This is a genomic window from Sphaerotilus sp. (genome assembly GCF_034519685.1).
Lineage (GTDB): Bacteria > Pseudomonadota > Gammaproteobacteria > Burkholderiales > Burkholderiaceae_C > Sphaerotilus.
The window spans coordinates 848,871-864,504 of sequence record NZ_JAXHOF010000003.1; the positions used below are offsets into that span (position 1 = coordinate 848,871).

General features: G+C 69.0%; 15 protein-coding genes and 3 pseudogenes. 8 read left to right on the forward strand and 10 right to left on the reverse strand.

Going from position 1 to position 15,634, the window contains the following annotated elements:
• Nucleotides 1-9: 9 nt before the first annotated feature.
• From U5O44_RS23025 to U5O44_RS07585, 3 pseudogenes are all read left to right on the forward strand, one after another.
• Nucleotides 10-105: pseudogene (locus U5O44_RS23025) on the forward strand (hypothetical protein); the annotation flags it as partial.
• Between the two features lie 67 nt (nt 106-172).
• Nucleotides 173-655, forward strand: a pseudogene (locus tag U5O44_RS07580) (XdhC family protein); the annotation flags it as partial.
• Nucleotides 652-1,149: pseudogene (locus U5O44_RS07585) on the forward strand (nucleotidyltransferase family protein); the annotation flags it as partial. The pseudogenes U5O44_RS07580 and U5O44_RS07585, both read left to right, overlap by 4 nt.
• Before the next feature lie 17 nt (nt 1,150-1,166).
• Here the strand turns inward: U5O44_RS07585 and U5O44_RS07590 are convergent.
• The 6 genes from U5O44_RS07590 to U5O44_RS07615 form a co-directional block, all read right to left on the reverse strand.
• Complete coding sequence (locus U5O44_RS07590; RefSeq protein WP_416222139.1) at nt 1,167-2,336, reverse strand: substrate-binding domain-containing protein; 1,170 nt, start codon at nt 2,334-2,336, stop codon at nt 1,167-1,169.
• Nucleotides 2,337-2,369: 33 nt separating this feature from the next.
• Entirely contained in the window at nt 2,370-2,675 is a 306-nt protein-coding gene (locus tag U5O44_RS07595; protein WP_322587835.1) for a hypothetical protein, read from the reverse strand.
• 3 nt (nt 2,676-2,678) lie between these two features.
• Complete coding sequence (gene thiS, locus U5O44_RS07600) at nt 2,679-2,933, reverse strand: sulfur carrier protein ThiS (protein ID WP_322587836.1); 255 nt, start codon at nt 2,931-2,933, stop codon at nt 2,679-2,681.
• Between the two features lie 10 nt (nt 2,934-2,943).
• Complete coding sequence (locus U5O44_RS07605) at nt 2,944-4,278, reverse strand: NAD(P)/FAD-dependent oxidoreductase (RefSeq protein ID WP_322587837.1); 1,335 nt, start codon at nt 4,276-4,278, stop codon at nt 2,944-2,946.
• A gap of 66 nt (nt 4,279-4,344) precedes the next feature.
• Nucleotides 4,345-6,192, reverse strand: a complete 1,848-nt coding sequence (locus U5O44_RS07610) for an aldehyde ferredoxin oxidoreductase family protein (protein ID WP_322587838.1) — start codon at nt 6,190-6,192, stop codon at nt 4,345-4,347.
• Nucleotides 6,193-6,217: 25 nt separating this feature from the next.
• Entirely contained in the window at nt 6,218-6,688 is a 471-nt protein-coding gene (locus tag U5O44_RS07615) for a 4Fe-4S dicluster domain-containing protein (protein WP_322587839.1), read from the reverse strand.
• Nucleotides 6,689-6,964: 276 nt separating this feature from the next.
• Between U5O44_RS07615 and U5O44_RS07620 the strand changes: the two genes are divergently transcribed.
• Nucleotides 6,965-7,387 (forward strand): putative toxin-antitoxin system toxin component, PIN family, encoded by a 423-nt coding sequence (locus U5O44_RS07620; protein ID WP_322587840.1) that lies wholly within the window; start codon nt 6,965-6,967, stop codon nt 7,385-7,387.
• Entirely contained in the window at nt 7,384-7,614 is a 231-nt protein-coding gene (locus tag U5O44_RS07625; protein ID WP_322587841.1) for a toxin-antitoxin system HicB family antitoxin, read from the forward strand. Before U5O44_RS07620 ends, U5O44_RS07625 begins: the two co-directional genes overlap by 4 nt.
• A 73-nt stretch (nt 7,615-7,687) precedes the next feature.
• Here the strand turns inward: U5O44_RS07625 and U5O44_RS07630 are convergent, their stop codons facing one another.
• Genes U5O44_RS07630 through U5O44_RS07640 form a run of 3 tightly spaced genes read right to left on the reverse strand, consistent with a single transcriptional unit; the run spans nt 7,688 to nt 9,950 of the window.
• Nucleotides 7,688-8,473, reverse strand: a complete 786-nt coding sequence (locus tag U5O44_RS07630) for an ABC transporter substrate-binding protein (RefSeq protein ID WP_322588488.1) — start codon at nt 8,471-8,473, stop codon at nt 7,688-7,690.
• A 38-nt stretch (nt 8,474-8,511) separates the two neighbouring features.
• A complete protein-coding gene (locus tag U5O44_RS07635) occupies nt 8,512-9,240 on the reverse strand; it encodes an ATP-binding cassette domain-containing protein (RefSeq protein ID WP_322587842.1) in 729 nt (242 codons plus the stop codon).
• A complete protein-coding gene (locus U5O44_RS07640; RefSeq protein WP_322587843.1) occupies nt 9,237-9,950 on the reverse strand; it encodes an ABC transporter permease in 714 nt (237 codons plus the stop codon). The genes U5O44_RS07635 and U5O44_RS07640 overlap by 4 nt, the downstream gene beginning before the upstream one ends.
• Before the next feature lie 149 nt (nt 9,951-10,099).
• Here U5O44_RS07640 and moeA point away from each other — a divergent pair, with 149 nt between their 5' ends.
• Complete coding sequence (moeA, locus tag U5O44_RS07645; RefSeq protein WP_322587844.1) at nt 10,100-11,374, forward strand: molybdopterin molybdotransferase MoeA; 1,275 nt, start codon at nt 10,100-10,102, stop codon at nt 11,372-11,374.
• Between the two features lie 246 nt (nt 11,375-11,620).
• Nucleotides 11,621-13,357, forward strand: coding sequence for a PQQ-dependent methanol/ethanol family dehydrogenase (locus U5O44_RS07650; protein WP_322587845.1), 1,737 nt, complete (start codon nt 11,621-11,623; stop codon nt 13,355-13,357).
• Between the two features lie 59 nt (nt 13,358-13,416).
• Here the strand turns inward: U5O44_RS07650 and arsA are convergent, their stop codons facing one another.
• A complete protein-coding gene (gene arsA, locus U5O44_RS07655; RefSeq protein WP_322587846.1) occupies nt 13,417-15,216 on the reverse strand; it encodes an arsenical pump-driving ATPase in 1,800 nt (599 codons plus the stop codon).
• Between the two features lie 112 nt (nt 15,217-15,328).
• Here arsA and U5O44_RS07660 point away from each other — a divergent pair, with 112 nt between their 5' ends.
• Complete coding sequence (locus U5O44_RS07660) at nt 15,329-15,610, forward strand: DUF427 domain-containing protein (protein ID WP_322587847.1); 282 nt, start codon at nt 15,329-15,331, stop codon at nt 15,608-15,610.
• The last annotated feature ends 24 nt before the right edge of the window (nt 15,611-15,634 follow it).

Below are 15,634 nucleotides of genomic sequence, written 5' to 3' on the forward strand. Positions count from 1 at the left end.
AGACCCGAGATGGGCAGCCTGGACCTGCAAGTACTTCAACAGGCGCGCGACTGGCGCGCCGCGTGCCACGCCGTCTGGCTGGTGACGGTGATCGAGACCTGGGTCTCGGCGCCCCGCCCGCCCGGCGCGCTGCTGGCGGTGATCGACCGCGTGGATCGACGAGGTGCGGGCGCTGTTCGGGCCGCGCTGGCGGATGCTGGTCATCGGCGCGGAGCAGTTGTCGCGCGCGGTGGCGCAGATGGCGCTGATGCTCGACTTCGAGGTGATCGTCTGCGACCCGCGCGAGGAATACCACCTGGGCTGGGACGTGGCCGGCACGACGTTCAGCACCGCCATGCTCGACGACCTGGTGCTGCTGGAGGCGCTGAAGTCGCCGGCCTTCTACATCGGCGCGCTCGGCTCGCGCAGCAACACGGCCAAGCGCAAGGAGCGGCTGGCGCTGTTCGACCTGTCGGCCGCCGAGATCGACCGGCTGCACGGGCCGATCGGGCTGGACCTCGGCAGCCGCACGCCAGCGGAGATCGCGGTGTCGGTGGTGGCTGAAGTGATCGCAGTGCGCAATGGGGTGGTGTTGCAGCAGAAGAAAGTGGGATCGGCGGTGGCCGGGATGGGGCCTGGATCGGGGTCAGGGTGTGCGCTGACGGCCGCCTCGTGATCTGCGGCCTGCTGCTGGCCGCCGGCCGCGGCGAGCGCTTCCGGGCCGCGGGCGGTGACGACAAGCTCACGGCGCGGCTGCCGGACGGCACGCCGGTCGTGCTCGAATCGCTGCGACGGCTGCAGGCGGCGTTGCAGCGGCTGAACGGCGGGCCGGTCATCGCCGTGGTGCGCGAGGGCCGCGACGACCTGGCTGCCCTGCTGCGCGCACAGGGCGCCGAGGTGGTGGTCAGCGCCCGGGCGGCACGGGGCATGGGCGCGAGTCTGGCCGACGGGGTGGCACATTCACCGGCGGACCGCGCCGTGCTGGTCGCGCTCGGGGACATGCCGGCCATCGCGCCGGCCACGCTCGTCGCGGTTGGCGAGGCCTTGCAGGCCGGCGCGTCGATCGTGCGGCCCCGGCACCATGGGCAGGCGGGGCACCCGGTCGGCTTCGCGCCGCGCTGGCTGGCGTCGCTGCAGGCGCTCGACGGCGACCACGGCGCCCGCGACCTGCTGCGCCAGCAGCCGGATCAGCTCACCTGGCTGGCCGCAGACGAGGACGCGGGCTGCTTGCGCGACATCGACACGCCGGACGACCTCGACCCCTTGAGCGTCCACCACGGCAGCGCCCGCGTCAGCGACAGCACCTCGCCGATCTCCTCCGCCACCTCGTAGCCCGGCAGGGTCTTGAGCGCCTGCTGCCAGCGCTGCCCCTGCAGCACCTGCCGCAGCCGCAGCACGGCCGGGTGCTCCAGCGTGTCCTTCAGGCAGACCAGGAAATAGTCCTCCGCCACGATCGGCACGAACGACAGCCCGAAGGCCTGCGCCGCCGCCTCGATGCCCAGCCCCACGTCGCCCAGCCCGCTGGCGATCGCGGCGGCCACGGCGAGGTGGCTGTCCTCCGGCGGGTCGAAGAAACTCGTGATCGCGGCGGCGTCCACCGCCGCCTGCTGCAGCAGGTGGTCGGCCAGCAGCCGCGTGGCCGAGCCTTCCTGCCGGTTGACGAAGCGCACCGGCCGGCTCGCCAGATCCTGCAGCGTGCGCAGGCCCAGCGGATTGCCCGGCGCGACGATCAGCCCTTGCATGCGCCGGGTGCAGCCGATGAGCTTGTGCAGGCCGGGCTTGAGCAGCGGCTTGAGGGCCTGCGAGAACAGCGGCGCGGCGGTCTGGATGCGCGGCACGTGGAAGCCGGCCACCAGACAGCGTCCCTCGGCCAGCGCCCGCAGCGCATCGACGCTGCCGGCGAAGCGCAGGTCGATGTGGAGCCGCTCGTCCGCGCTGGCCAGTTCGCGCAGCCGCGGCAGGGCCACGTCATGGCTGGCGTAGACGGTCAGCACCTGCTGCGAGCCGTCGAACGCCTCGGTCAGCACCCGCTCCAGCTCGACCCGCAGCGCCTCGATGTGCGGCGTCAGCCGGGTGCGGGCACGGGTCTCGGCCCACAGCAGCCGGTCCGCGAACGGCGTCAGGCGCGAAGGCTGCCCCTGCGTCCAGGTCACGAGTGACTCGCCCAGGGCTTCTTCCCATTGCTTGAGTGAACCCCAGACGTGGCGGTAGGACGCGCCGAGCGCCTTGGCGGCGTGCTGGATCGATCCGTATTCGCGCACGGCGCCCAGCAGGTCGAACAACGGGTTGCGCAGATCGGCGCCGCGCTGGTCGGGTTCGCCGAAGGTGTATTGCAGGTGGATGCCGCGGGTTTTCATGCCCGCGACGATACCGCACACCAGCGCGCCGCCTCAGCCGCCGCCGCGCTGCATGTAGAGATCGAAGTAGCGCATGAAGCGCTGCCGGGCGTCCTCGTCCACCCCGACGAAGCGGAAGCGGATCGCCAAGCGCGGCAGGCGCACCAGCGCGATCTGGCGCGGCGGCAGTGCATGCCACGCCAGGTCGAGCGTGCCTGTGTCGATGTCCACGCGCGCGCCGCCCCCCGGACGGGACAAGGTCAGCGCATGGCCCCGCACCGCCCCGGGCAACCAGGCCAGCCACTCCGCCTCGGTGCACCCCTGGTCGCGCTCGAACTCCGCCGCGTAGTGGCCGATCACAGCTCAGCCCCCCGCGATCGGCGGCCAGATCGCCAGCACATCGCCATCGACCAGCGTGCGTGTGGCCCGGTCCGCCGGGTAGACATAGACGCCGTTGATGAGCACCAGGTGCACCAGGTTCATCGGCAGGTTGAACGGCGCGATGATGGTGGCGATGGTCGAGTCGGGCGCGATCTCCAGCGCCATCCAGTTGCTGGTGCGCCGGTCGGCCGGCAGGTAGTCGGTCAGCGAGGCGTAGAGCTTGAACGTGATCTGCACGGCCCTGACCTCACCACTTGCCGGCGACGAATTGGTGCTGCCCCTGCGCACAGGCGATGTAGGCCTCCATCAGCAGCGTCGGATCGGCCATCAGCTTGTCCTTCCACTCACCCAGGCGAACCTCGCCCTCCACCAGCCCGCGCATGACACCCACATGCTCGGTCCAGCCGATCGAGTTGCAGCCGACCATCTGGTCGCCGTCGAACTGCAGGCTGAGGTGGCGGCCTGCGGCGAGGTCCGTGAGCTCCACATGCTGCCCACCCGGCACGCCGTCCCATTTGCCGAACGACGCCGAGATCATGCCCAGCGTGTCGAGCACGTTGATCTGCGTGACGCCCTTCAGCTCGGCCTTCTGGCCAACCATGTTCAGCGCCGCCACACGCGCCTGCTCGGCGGCGTTGGGCTGGATGGCGCTGACGATGGTGGTGCCGCTGACCTTGTCGAAGGCTTCGGCGCAGTCACCGGCGGCGTAGATGCCGGGCACATTGGTCTGCAGATGTTCATCCGTCAGCACGCCGACCAGGCAGGTGATGCCCGAGTGCTCCAGGAATCCGATGTTCGGCCGCACGCCGGTGGCGCTGATGACCAGATCGGCCTCCAGGTGTTCGCCCGTGGACAGGCGCACCGACATCGGGGCCACCTTGTGCGCCGGCTTCAGGCCGGCCATGTCGGCCATGATGTCGGCCAGCTTGTCGAGGATGCCAGGCTCGGGCCGTTCGATCGCCTCGACGCGGGCGCCGGTGTGGACCTTGACGTGCTTGGCCTCGCACCAGTCCTTGATCATGGTCCCGGCCGTCGGGCCCATCATGCGCGGCACCATCCGGTCGCCCATCTCCACCACCGTCAGCTCGACGCCGCGCATCGCCAGCGCCTCCATGATGATGCAGCCGATGAAGCCGGCGCCCATCTGCAGCACCTTGGCCCCGGGCTGGGCCAGTTCCATGATGGCGCGCGCATCCTTCAGCGTCCAGCAGGGGTGGACGCCGCGGCCGTGGATGCCCGGGATCGGCGGCGTGGCCGGCGAGGAGCCGGTGGCGATCAGCAGGCGGTCGAAGACCACCGTGGTGCCATCGTCCAGATCGACCGCGCGGCCTTCGACGTCGACATGCTTGGCGCGGGCGCGGCGCAGCGTGATGCCCAGCTTCGCGTAGTGATCGACGCCGTGGCGCAGGTAGGTGCCCTCTTCGCCGACCTTGCCGATCAGCAGGTAAGGAATCGCCATGCGCGAATACGGCGCCTCAGGCTCATCGCCGATCACGAGGATCTCGTCGTTCGGCGCGTGCTTGCGGATGGTTTCTGCGGCGATGATGCCGGCCGGCCCGGCGCCCAGGATCACATGTTTCATGTTCGGTCTCTTCAAAAAAACAAGGCGGTCGTCGACCGCCTTGTTGTTCAGTTCAGCACAAGCCGGTCACAGCCCCAGGCGCTCGCGCGTGGCGGCCTTGAGCTGGCCGTCGCCGTCCCAACCACGGATGTCGTAGTACTTGGGCAGCATCTCGGGCAGCTTGTTGACCAGGCCCTTGGCGGGGCCCGTCTTGGCCGGCTCTTCCAGCAGGCGCTTGGGCAACGTGTCGTCCTTGCTGGTGAAGCCGGCGCGGTTGTTGAAGTCGCGCTCCATGTTCCAGATCCGCTCGCCGATCAGCGACAGGTTCTCCAGCGTGAACTCCTCGCCGCAGGCGGCCGCCACCTGCGGCTGCACATCGGCCAGGCCCCAGGCGAAGCTGGTGAAGATGCAGATGCCGGCCGAGTCGAACGCGGCGGTGGCGTCCTGGAAGGCCATCACGAGTTCGGGCTTGCCATCGGCGGTCAGCGGATCGGTCTTGACCGGGATGCCCAGCACTTCCGAGGCGACCGTGTAGCTGCGCAGGTGGCAGGCACCGCGGTTGGAGGTGGCGTAGGTCAGGCCCATGCCCTGGATGCCGCGCGAGTCGTAGGCCGGGAATTCCTGGCCCTTGACGCTCATCGACAGCTCGGGGTGGCCGTACTTGGTGCACAGGCGCTTGCTGCCCTGGCCGATCTCGATGCCGAAGCCTTCGCCGCGGGCGGTGATTTCCGCGAAGTGGGCCAGTGCCTGGGCCGAGCCGAACTGGGCGTCGATGCCGAGCTGCTCCTGGGTGAGCACGCCCATCTGGTACAGCTCCATCACCGCGCCGATGGTGGCGCCGAAGGTGATCGGGTCCATGCCCTGCTCGTTGCACAGCACGTTGGCGTACTGCAGCGCGTCCAGATCCTTGACGCCGTTGGCCGCGCCCAGCGCCCAGGCCGCCTCGTATTCCAGGCCGCCCGAGGCGCCCCAGTACTGCGGCTTGTTGTCCACGGTGAAGTGGTTCTGGTCGATCTTCTGGATCCGGCCGCAGGCGATGGTGCAGCCGAAGCAGGCCTGGTTGGTCACCAGCGGCTTCTTGCCATCGGTGGCACGCGGGGTGGCCATGGCTTCCGCACCGATGTCCTTGGCGCCTTCGAAGGCCACGTCCTGGTGGTTGCGGGTGGGCAGCGCGCCCATCTCGTTGATGACGCTCATCAGCACCTGGGTGCCGTAGGTCGGCAGGCCGGCGCCGGTCACGGCGTTGTCCTGCAGGATCTTCTTCTTCTCGAAGGTGACCTTCATGAACTCCTTGGGGTTGGCAATGTTGCCCACGCCCTTGGTGCCGCGCACGGCGATCGCCTTGAGGTTCTTGCTGCCCATCACGGCGCCGACGCCGGAGCGACCAGCGGCACGGTGCAGGTCGTTCACCACGGCGGCGAACAGCACCTTGTTCTCACCGGCCAGACCGATGGACGAGACGCGCACCAGCGGATCCTGGTGGCTCTTCTTGATGATGCCTTCAGTCTCCCAGACCGACTTGCCCCACAGGTGTGCAGCGTCCTTCAGTTCGGCCTTGTCATCCTCGATCGACAGGTACACCGGCTTGGCCGACGTGCCTTCGAAGATGACCATGTCCCAGCCGGCCATCTTCAGCTCGGCGCCCCAGTAGCCGCCCGAGTTCGAGCAGGCGATGGCACCGGTCAGCGGGCCCTTGGTGACCACCGTGTAGCGACCGCCCGTGGAGGCCATCGTGCCGGTCAGCGGGCCGGTGGCCCAGATGATCTTGTTGTCCGCCGACAGCGGATCGACCTTCGGATCGATCTCTTCGACGAGGTATTTGGAGGCCAGACCTCGGGAGCCGAGGTACAGCTTTGCCCAGTCCATGCGCAGCGGCTCGGACGTGACGGTGCCAGCGGTGAGGTTGACGCGGAGGATTTTTCCTGCCCAAGACATGTGTGTGCTCCTTAAGCAGTGGGGGTCAGGCGGCCTGGTTGCCCAGCTTGTCGGCCCAGGCCTGCATCTTGTTCAGACCGGTCCAGTTCGAATCGATGAAGGTGATAGCGCCGGTCGGGCAGGCTTCGGCACAGGCCGGCTCGCCGCCGCACAGGTCGCACTTCTGCACCTTGCCGGTTTCCTGCACATAGTTGATCGTGCCGAACGGGCAGGAGATCGTGCAGACCTTGCAGCCGACGCAGGTGGTGTCGTTGACGACCTTGGCGCCGGTGACCTTGTCGAGCGTGATCGCCTCGACCGGGCAGGCGTGCAGGCACCAAGCCTCGTCACACTGCGTGCAGGTGTAGGGCACCTTCTTGCCGGTCTCGTGGAAGTCGAACACCTTGATGCGCGACTTGGCCGGCGCGAACACGCCGTAGTTCTCGTACGAGCAGGCCATTTCGCACTGCAGGCAACCCGTGCATTTGTCCGGGTTGATGTGAAGGCTCTTCTGCATGATCGGTTCTCCGCAGTCGTCCGTTGGGTGGGTGCCCCGAGCGGGCGAGGGCGCACACCGGGGAGGGGTCTATGCAATCATCTGCATAACGGATCGACTGGAAAACCTAGGCTTAACCCTGAAGAGCCCTTCAAAAGCTGGGGATTTTGGGTGGCTGGCTATGAACGGGCTTGCAGATGTACCAGCCTGACACGCTGAAACCCATCGGTATCAGCTGCCAGGAAACGCTGGCACAGGCAGATTTCGGGATGGCATCACCTTTGATACCATTTCGTGATGCTTGTGGTTATCGACACCAATGTCTTCGTCGGCGCCTGCCTTGGTGCAGGGGCAGCCAATCAAGTCGTGGCCGCCTGCCTGACGGGCCGACTCCAGCCCTTGATCGGTTCCACCTTGATGAACGAGTACGAGGATGTGCTCGGACGCTCCGCCTTGTTCCAGCACAGCCGCCTGAACGCCCACGAGCGCAGCGAATTGCTCGACATTTTTCTGGCGCGTTGCCGTTGGACCCGGATCTATTTCGGCTGGCGCCCGAACCTGCGTGACGAAGGCGACAACCACCTGATCGAACTGGCCGTGGCCGGTGGTGCCGCCGCCATCGTGACCCGCAACACACGGGATCTGCTGGCGCACCAGTTGAAGTTTCCGGGCCTTCAAATCATCACCCCAGAAGCCCTTCTGCGCGAGGAAATGCCATGACCGCTCTGACCATCCGCCTGCCCGACGACAAGCACCAGCGCCTGAAAGAGCTGTCCCGCCGCCGCGGCACCAGCATCAACCGCTTGATCGACGAGATGACCACGCTGATGCTGGCCGAGTTCGACGCGGAAACCCGCTTTGCGCTCAGGTCCGAGCGTGGGCAAGGCCAAGAGGCACGCGGGCTCGCCCTGCTGGAGAAGGCCAAAGGCACCCACGAGCAGCCGTGATGCCGCCGGCGCCTGCCTCACCGGCAGGCTCCTGTCGCAAAGAATCGACGCCCTCGCTGGCGTCTCAGAACCTTCAGCGCCCCGCGTTCGGAAAGAACAACTGCTCCCCACCGATCTTGTACGACGCGATCACGCCCTGCCCCGCTGGCGACACCACCCAGTCGGCGAAGGTCTGCGCCAGCGCCTGTTTCACATGCGGGTGCTTGGCGGGATTGACGACCATGACCCCGTACTGGTTGAACAGCGCCTTGTCGCCTTCGACGAGGATGGCGAGGTCGGCGCGGTTCTTGAACGCCAGCCAGGTGCCACGGTCGGCCAGCACGTAGGCGCCGGTGCTCGCCGCCATGTTCAGCGCCGGACCCATGCCGCAGCCGCATTCCTTGTAGCCGGCCGGCTTGGCGACCGCGAAGTCGGCGCCCGCCTGCTTCCACAGGCGCAGCTCGGCCGCGTGGGTGCCGCTCTTGTCGCCGCGCGAGATGAACGACGCCTTGGCTGCGGCCACACGCAGCAGCGCTTCGGCGATGCTGCCGCCCTTGACCTTGGCCGGGTCGCTGGCCGGGCCGATCAGCACGAAGTCGTTGTACATGACGGCCTGGCGCTTCAGGCCCCAGCCGTCGGCGACGAATTTTTCCTCGGCCACCTGGTCGTGGACAAACACCACGTCGGCATCACCGCGACGCGCCATGTCGAGCGCCTGGCCAGTGCCGACGGCGACGACGCGGAGGTCGATGCCGCTGGCCTGCTTGAACGCCGGCAGCAGGTGGCCGAACAGGCCGGACTGGTCGGTCGAGGTGGTCGAGGCCATGACGATCGACTTGTCCTGCGCCTGCACCGTGGCAGCCGGCAGGACCAGCGCCACCGTGAGGGTCGCCACCGTGGTGAAGGCCAAGCGTCGTTTCAGGTCCACGGCAATTCTCCTTTGAGGAACTGAGCCGCCTCCAGCGGCAGCTCGTCATTGAAAAAACGGTCCACCGGCCGGTCGACGACCAGCCGCCCCGCCTCCAGATACGCCACCCGGGTCGCCAGGCGCTTGACCTGCCCGAGGTTGTGGGTGGACATCACCAGCGTCATGCCCGCGCGGGCGAAGTCGTCGATCAGCGCCTCGACCTCGCGCTTGGCGCTGGGGTCAAGGCTGGCGGTCGGCTCGTCAAGGAAGAGGATGTCGGGCTGCAGCGCCCAGGCCCGCGCCAGCGCCAGCCGCTGCTGCTGCCCGCCGGAGAGTGAGCGCGCCGGCCGGTCCGCCGTCGCCTGCAAGCCCACCCGCGCCAGCGCGTCCAGCCCGCGCGCGCGCCGCTCGGCCCGCGGCACGCCGCCCAGCCACAGCGCCAGCATCAGGTTGCGCCACACCGACAGGTGCAGCAGGAACGGCCGCTGGAACAGCATCGCGGCGACCGGCAACCGACCCTGTCCGCGCAGTTCGTGCGTCTGCCGCCGTCCCTCGCAGGGTTGCAGCCCGTGCATCAGCCGCAGCAGCGTCGTCTTGCCCGAGCCGTTCGCGCCGACCAGCGCCAGCCGGTCGCCCCGGCACAGGTGCAGCCGGATGTCGCGCAGCGCGGTCACGTCGCCGAAGCGCACTGTGGCGCCGTCCAGCGTGAGCAGGGTTTCGGCGGCCGAGATCGTGGTCACAGCAGCGCCTCCTGCGACGTCCCGGCGCGCCACTGCACCAGCCCGATCGCCGCATTCAGCGCCCCGACCACGCCCAGCAGCACGATGCCGAGCGCCAGCGCCAGCGGCAGATCGCCCTTGCTCGTCTCCAGCGCGATCGCGGTCGTCATCACGCGGGTCAGGCCGTCGATGTTGCCGCCGACGATCATCACCGCCCCCACCTCGGCCACCGCCCGCCCGAACGCCGTCAGCAGCACCGTCAGCACCGCGAAGCGCTGGTGCAGCAGCACCAGCCCCGCCGACAGCAGCGGCCCCGCGCCCATCGAATGCAGCTGGTCTCCGCCCTCGCGCAGCCCGTCGAGCACCAGCCGCCGCGACAGCGCCGCGATCAGCGGCAGGATCAGGATGCTCTGCGCCACCACCATCGCCGTCGGCGTGAACAGGATGCCCAGCGACCCGAGCGGCCCGGAACGCGACAGCAGCAGGTACACCGACAGCCCCACCACCACCGACGGCAGCGCCAGCAGCGTGTTCAGTCCCCAGATGACCACCCGCCGCCCGGGAAAGGTCGCCACCGCCAGCCACGCCCCCAGCGCCAGCCCGACCACCGCACCCACGGCGCAGGCCAGCGCACTGACCCGCAGCGACAGCCCAGCAATGGCGAACAGCGCAGCATCGACCTCGACGATCAGGCGCAGGGCGGTGGAGAAACTCTCAGTGACAGTGGACATGGCGGCGCGATTCTGTCGCCTGAGGCGGATGCTGGCGATATGTCGCCGCTTGCATAGTGGTCCACCCCGGGGACGCGGCGTCTCCACCCGCCGGCCACTATGATCGCCGCCATTCCCTGCATTCCCTGAACAGACGGACCCTGCCCACCATGTCGGAACTCGGCCCCTCCCCCCTCTCTTCTGGCGACGACCAGCTCAGCGTCGACGCCGCCCGCGCCGCCATCGCCGCCGCGCTGCAGCCGATCACGGACACCGAAACCCTGCCGCTGATCGCCGCACTCGGCCGCGTCCTCGGCGCGGACATCGTCTCGCCCATCAGCGTGCCCGCGCACGACAACTCGGCGATGGACGGCTACGCGCTGTGCGGCAGCGACCTGCGCACCGACGCCGACACCGTGCTGGCCATCGTCGGGACGGTCCACGCCGGCGACGTGCCGGACCTGGCGCTCGCCGCCGGCGAGTGCGTGCGGATCATGACGGGCGCCGTGATGCCCACCGGGCTGGACACCGTCGTCCCGCAGGAGCTTTGCCAGACCGCTGACGGCACCGTGCAGATCCGCCCCGGCACCCTCCGCCCCGGCGACAACCGCCGCCTGCAGGGCGAAGACTTGCGCGCCGGCCACCCCGCGCTCACCGCCGGCCAGCGCCTGCGCCCCGCCGACCTCGGCCTGATCGCGTCGCTGGGCATCGGCGAGGTCACCGTGCGGCGCCGGCTGCGCGTGGCGCTGTTCTCGACCGGCAACGAGCTGCGCACGCTCGGCCAGCCGCTGGACGCCGGCTGCGTCTACGACAGCAACCGCTACAGCCTGATGGGCGCGCTGGCCCGGCTGGACATGGAGATCATCGACCTCGGTCTCGTGCGCGATGACCCGGCGGCGCTGGCCGCCACGCTCGACGAGGCGATCGCGCGGGCGGACGTGGTCCTCACCAGCGGCGGGGTCAGCATGGGTGACGCGGACTACACCAAGGACCTGCTGGCCAGCCGCGGCGACGTGGCGTTCTGGAAGGTGGCGATGCGCCCGGGGCGGCCATTTGCGTTCGGCCCGCTGCACCGCGGCGAGGGACGCACACCGGCCTGGCTGTTCGCGCTGCCGGGCAACCCGGTGGCGGCGCTGGTGACGTTCTACGCCTTCGCCCGCGACGGGCTGCTGCAGCTGGCGGGCGCACGGCCGTCGCCGCTGCCGACGCTGCGCGCGCGCTGCACCACCGCCATCCGCAAGCGCCCCGGCCGCAGCGAATTCCAGCGCGCCATCGTCAGCCAGGCGGCGGATGGTCAGTGGGAAGTGCGCCTGACCGGCACGCAGGGCGCGGGCGTGCTGCGCAGCATGAGCGAGGCGAACGCGCTGGTCGTGCTCGGCCACGGGCAGACCTCGGTGGCCGCGGGGGACGCCGTGGAGGTGTGGCTGTTCGACGGGCTGGTCTGAACACACCCACCCCCTGCATGGCGCACTGCCGACGGCGAGTGTTCGCTCCTGGTACACCGCACGGGGAGATACCCTGATCGAAGCGCTCGCTGCACGGCCTCCAAGGGGGGTGTGAGGGGTCTGCAGCTAGTAGGATCCCCAAGGTTTCCTAGCACAGACGAGGTGGCACAGTTGTTGCCCGGGATTAGTTCCCGAACGGCATCTGTTCCAGCCGTTGTGACATCCACCTCACTGAGGAGACCAACCATGCAGAAGAAACTGTTGAGCTTGCTGGTATGCGCCGGCCTGGCGTCCATGGCCAACGCCACCGTGACCGACCAGATGATCGACAACGACGCCAAGTCCACCGGTGACGTGCTGAGCTGGGGCATCGGCACCCAGGGCCAGCGTTACTCCCCCCTGAAGCAGATCAACCCCTCCAGCATCAACAAGCTGGTGCCGGTGTGGAGCTTCTCCTTCGGCGGCGAGAAGCAGCGCGGCCAGGAGTCGCAGCCGGTGATCCACAACGGCAAGATGTTCGTGACGGCGTCGTATTCGCGGATCTTCGCGCTCGACGCCAAGAGCGGCAAGAAGCTGTGGAAGTACGAGCACCGCCTGCCCGACGGCATCATGCCCTGCTGCGACGTGATCAACCGCGGCGCCGCCCTGTATGACAACCTCGTCATCTTCGCCACGCTGGACGCGCAACTGGTGGCCCTGAACCAGGACACCGGCGAAGTGGTCTGGAAGGAAAAGATCGACAACTACGCCGACGGCTACTCGGCCTCCGCCGCACCGCTGATCGCCGAAGGGCTGCTGATGACCGGCCTGTCGGGTGGCGAGTTCGGCGTCGTCGGCCGCGTCGAAGCGCGCGACCCGAAGACGGGCCGCATGGTCTGGTCCCGCCCGGTGGTCGAAGGCCACATGGGCTACAAGTTCGACAAGGACGGCAACAAGACCGAGATCGGCATCTCCGGCGAGCAGGGCAAGACCTGGCCGGGCGACCTGTGGAAGACGGGTGGCGCCGCGCCCTGGCTGGGTGGCACCTACGACAAGCGCACCGGCCTGGCCTACTTCGGCACCGGCAACCCGGCGCCGTGGAACAGCCACCTGCGCAAGGGCGACAACCTGTTCTCGACCTCGACCGTCGCCATCGACGTGAAGACCGGCCAGATCAAGTGGCACTACCAGAACACGCCGAACGACGGCTGGGACTTTGACGGCGTCAACGAGTTCATCACCTATGACGAAGGTGGCCAGATCCTCGGCGGCAAGGCCGACCGCAACGGCTTCTTCTATGTGAACGATGCCCGCACCGGCAAGCTGGTCAACGCCTTCCCCTTCGTCAAGAAGATCACCTGGGCCACCGGCATCGACCTGAAGACGGGCCGCCCGAACTTCGTGCCGGAAAACCGTCCCGGTGATCCGACGCTCGGCGCCGATGGCAAGAAGGGCACCTCGACCTTCGCTGCCCCGTCCTTCCTGGGCGGCAAGAACCAGATGCCGATGGCCTACAGCCCAGACACCAAGCTGTTCTACGTCCCGGCCAATGAATGGGGCATGGAAATCTGGAACGAGCCGATCAGCTACAAGAAGGGTGCTGCCTACCTGGGCGCCGGCTTCACGATCAAGACGCTGGGCGACGGCCCCATCGGTGCCCTGCGCGCCATCGACCCGAAGACCGGCAAGATCGTCTGGGAAGCGACGAACAACGCCCCGCTGTGGGGTGGTGTGCTGACCACCGGCGGCAACCTGGTGTTCTGGGGCACGCCGGAAGGCTACCTGCAGGCCGCGGACGCCAAGACCGGCAAGATCGTCTGGAAGTTCCAGACCGGCTCCGGCGTCGTGGCACCGCCGGTCACCTGGAGTGAAGGCGGCGAGCAGTATGTCGCGGTTGCCTCCGGCTGGGGCGGCGCCGTGCCGCTGTGGGGTGGCGACGTGGCCAAGAAGGTCAACTACCTGGAGCAAGGCGGCTCGGTGTGGGTGTTCAAGCTCATGAAGTGAGCTGAACCCCGTCCTGCCGACTGCGCATGACCCGAAGCCCCGCCCTGGCGGGGCTTTTTTCATGGCTGCGGTGACCGCTCCGTCAGCGCGGCCAGCGCCTCGACCCCGACCGGCGCCACCGCCTGCCACGGCACGGCGCAGGTCAGCCGCGTCGACAGCCCGTCGGCGATGCGCGCCGCCTGCCGCCGCTCGCCGGCCAGACGCCCGGCCAGCAGCGGATCGGTGGTCCCCGAGGCCAGCAGGCTGCGGTTGAGCACCCAGGCCGCTGGCTCGATGCGGGCGCGGCGCAGGTCGTCCTGCAGCGCCGCCGCCTGTGACACGGGCGTCGATTCCGGCAGCGTGACCAGCACGACGTGCGTGTACGACGCATCCTGCAGTCGCATCAGCGGCGTGACCATGCGGCCGGCGGCGGCGGTGCCATCGAACTCCCGCACCATCTGGCGGTGGTAGGCGCCGGTGGCGTCCATCAGCAGCAGCGAATGCCCGGTCGGTGCCGTGTCGAGCACGACAAATGCGCTGCGCGCCTCGCCCACCACGCGCGAAAAGGCGTGGAACACGGCGACCTCCTCGGTGCAGGGCGACTTCAGATCCTCGCGCAGCAGGGCGAGCCCGGCCGCATCCAGATCCTTGCCCCGTGCCGCCAGGATCTTGTCGGTGTAGCGCTGCGTCTCGGCCTGCGGATCGATGCGGTCCACGCGCAGGCCGTCGAGCTGCCCGTCCAGCGTCGAGGCCAAGTGGGCGGCCGGGTCGGTGGTGCTCAGGTGGACGGTGTGGCCGCGCTGCACCAGCGCCACGGCGAGCGCGGCGGCGATGGTCGTCTTGCCGACACCGCCCTTGCCCATCACCAGGATCAGGCCGCGGCCGGGCGCCGCGAGGTCATCGACCAGATCGGCCAGCGGGTGCCAGGTCGCTTCGCCCTGCCCCGCTGCGGCCAACGCAGGCGCCGGCCCTGCCACACCGGGCCGCAGCAAGGCCCGCAGCGCCGGCAGTCCCACCGTGTCGAACGGCCGGAGCAGCACCTGGTCACTCGGCAGCGCCCGCAGCACCGCCGGCATCGCCGCCAGCGCCTGCGCGCCCTGCGCCTCGACGGCGAGCGCCACCGGGTCGTCGCGCCGGCTGGCGTGGAACACACCGTTGATCGCCAGCCGCTGGTGCCCGAGCCCGAGTTCGGCCAGCTCCACCGACGTGCGCGCTGCCTCGGCGATGGCGCCGGTCTCGGCCCGCGTGACCAGCACCACCGTGGTCAGCGCCGCGTCGCCCAGCGTCTGCAGCGCCTGCCGGAAGCGCAGCTCCTGCATCTTCAGCCCCGAGTGCGGCCCGAGGCAGGACGCGCCGCGGTCGTTGCCGGCCAGGAAACCGGTCCACGCCTTCGGCAGGCTGAGCAGGCGCAGCGTGTGGCCGGTCGGCGCGGTGTCGAAGACGACGTGGTCAAAGCCCTCGGCGCCACCCGCCAGCAGCGCGGTGAACTCGTCGAAGGCGGCGATCTCGGTGGTGCAGGCGCCCGAGAGCTGTTCGCGCACGGTGGCGCGTTCGGTGTCGTCGGCCTCGGCGCCCATCTGGCCGATCACGCGGGCGCGGTAGGCCTCGGCCGCCGCCTGCGGGTCGATGTTGAGCACCGACAGCCCTGGCGCGCCGGGCACCGGCACCGGCGTGTTGCGCAAGGGGATGCCCAGCATCTCGTCGAGGTTGGACGCGGCGTCGGTGCTCACCAGCAGCACCCGCCGCCCCGTGTCCGCCAGCGCCAGCGCACTGGCCGTGGACAGCGAGGTCTTGCCCACGCCGCCCTTGCCGGTGAAGAACAGGTAGCGCGTCGGGGTGCGCAGCAGACCGAGATCGGGGAGGGGGGTGGCGATGGTCATCGGCAAGGCCTTTCGGGGAGTCGGCCCCATCTTGCGCCAGAAGCCACCACACCGACCTTGCGCCGCATCAGCGGTATAACGCCAGCCTCCACCATCCCGCGAGAACACCCCCATGAAAGCCATCTGGAACGGCACCACCGTGGCCGAAAGCGACGACACCGTCGTCATCGAAGGCAACCACTATTTCCCGGCCGCCTCACTGCGCCAGGACTGCGTGCTGTCGAGCAACCACCGCACCATGTGCTCGTGGAAAGGCGAGGCCCGCTACCTGAGCCTGTTCGTCAACGGCGAGGTCAACCCGGACGCCGTCTGGTTCTACCCCGACCCGAAGGAAGCGGCGGCGGAGATCAAGGGGCGGGTGGCGTTCTGGAAGGGTGTGCGGGTCACGGATTGACTGAGCGCAGCAGTTGGCTGCGAT

Excerpts from the sequence above, each read along its gene's own strand:
- U5O44_RS07590 (WP_416222139.1), bottom strand. The coding sequence starts at position 2,336 with ATGAAAACCCGCGGCATCCACCTGCAATACACCTTCGGCGAACCCGAC.
- U5O44_RS07605 (WP_322587837.1), bottom strand. The coding sequence starts at position 4,278 with ATGAAACATGTGATCCTGGGCGCCGGGCCGGCCGGCATCATCGCCGCA.
- U5O44_RS07610 (WP_322587838.1), bottom strand. The coding sequence starts at position 6,192 with ATGTCTTGGGCAGGAAAAATCCTCCGCGTCAACCTCACCGCTGGCACC.
- U5O44_RS07615 (WP_322587839.1), bottom strand. The coding sequence starts at position 6,688 with ATGCAGAAGAGCCTTCACATCAACCCGGACAAATGCACGGGTTGCCTG.
- U5O44_RS07620 (WP_322587840.1), top strand. The coding sequence starts at position 6,965 with ATGCTTGTGGTTATCGACACCAATGTCTTCGTCGGCGCCTGCCTTGGT.
- U5O44_RS07625 (WP_322587841.1), top strand. The coding sequence starts at position 7,384 with ATGACCGCTCTGACCATCCGCCTGCCCGACGACAAGCACCAGCGCCTG.
- U5O44_RS07640 (WP_322587843.1), bottom strand. The coding sequence starts at position 9,950 with ATGTCCACTGTCACTGAGAGTTTCTCCACCGCCCTGCGCCTGATCGTC.
- moeA (WP_322587844.1), top strand. The coding sequence starts at position 10,100 with ATGTCGGAACTCGGCCCCTCCCCCCTCTCTTCTGGCGACGACCAGCTC.
- U5O44_RS07650 (WP_322587845.1), top strand. The coding sequence starts at position 11,621 with ATGCAGAAGAAACTGTTGAGCTTGCTGGTATGCGCCGGCCTGGCGTCC.
- arsA (WP_322587846.1), bottom strand. The coding sequence starts at position 15,216 with ATGACCATCGCCACCCCCCTCCCCGATCTCGGTCTGCTGCGCACCCCG.
- U5O44_RS07660 (WP_322587847.1), top strand. The coding sequence starts at position 15,329 with ATGAAAGCCATCTGGAACGGCACCACCGTGGCCGAAAGCGACGACACC.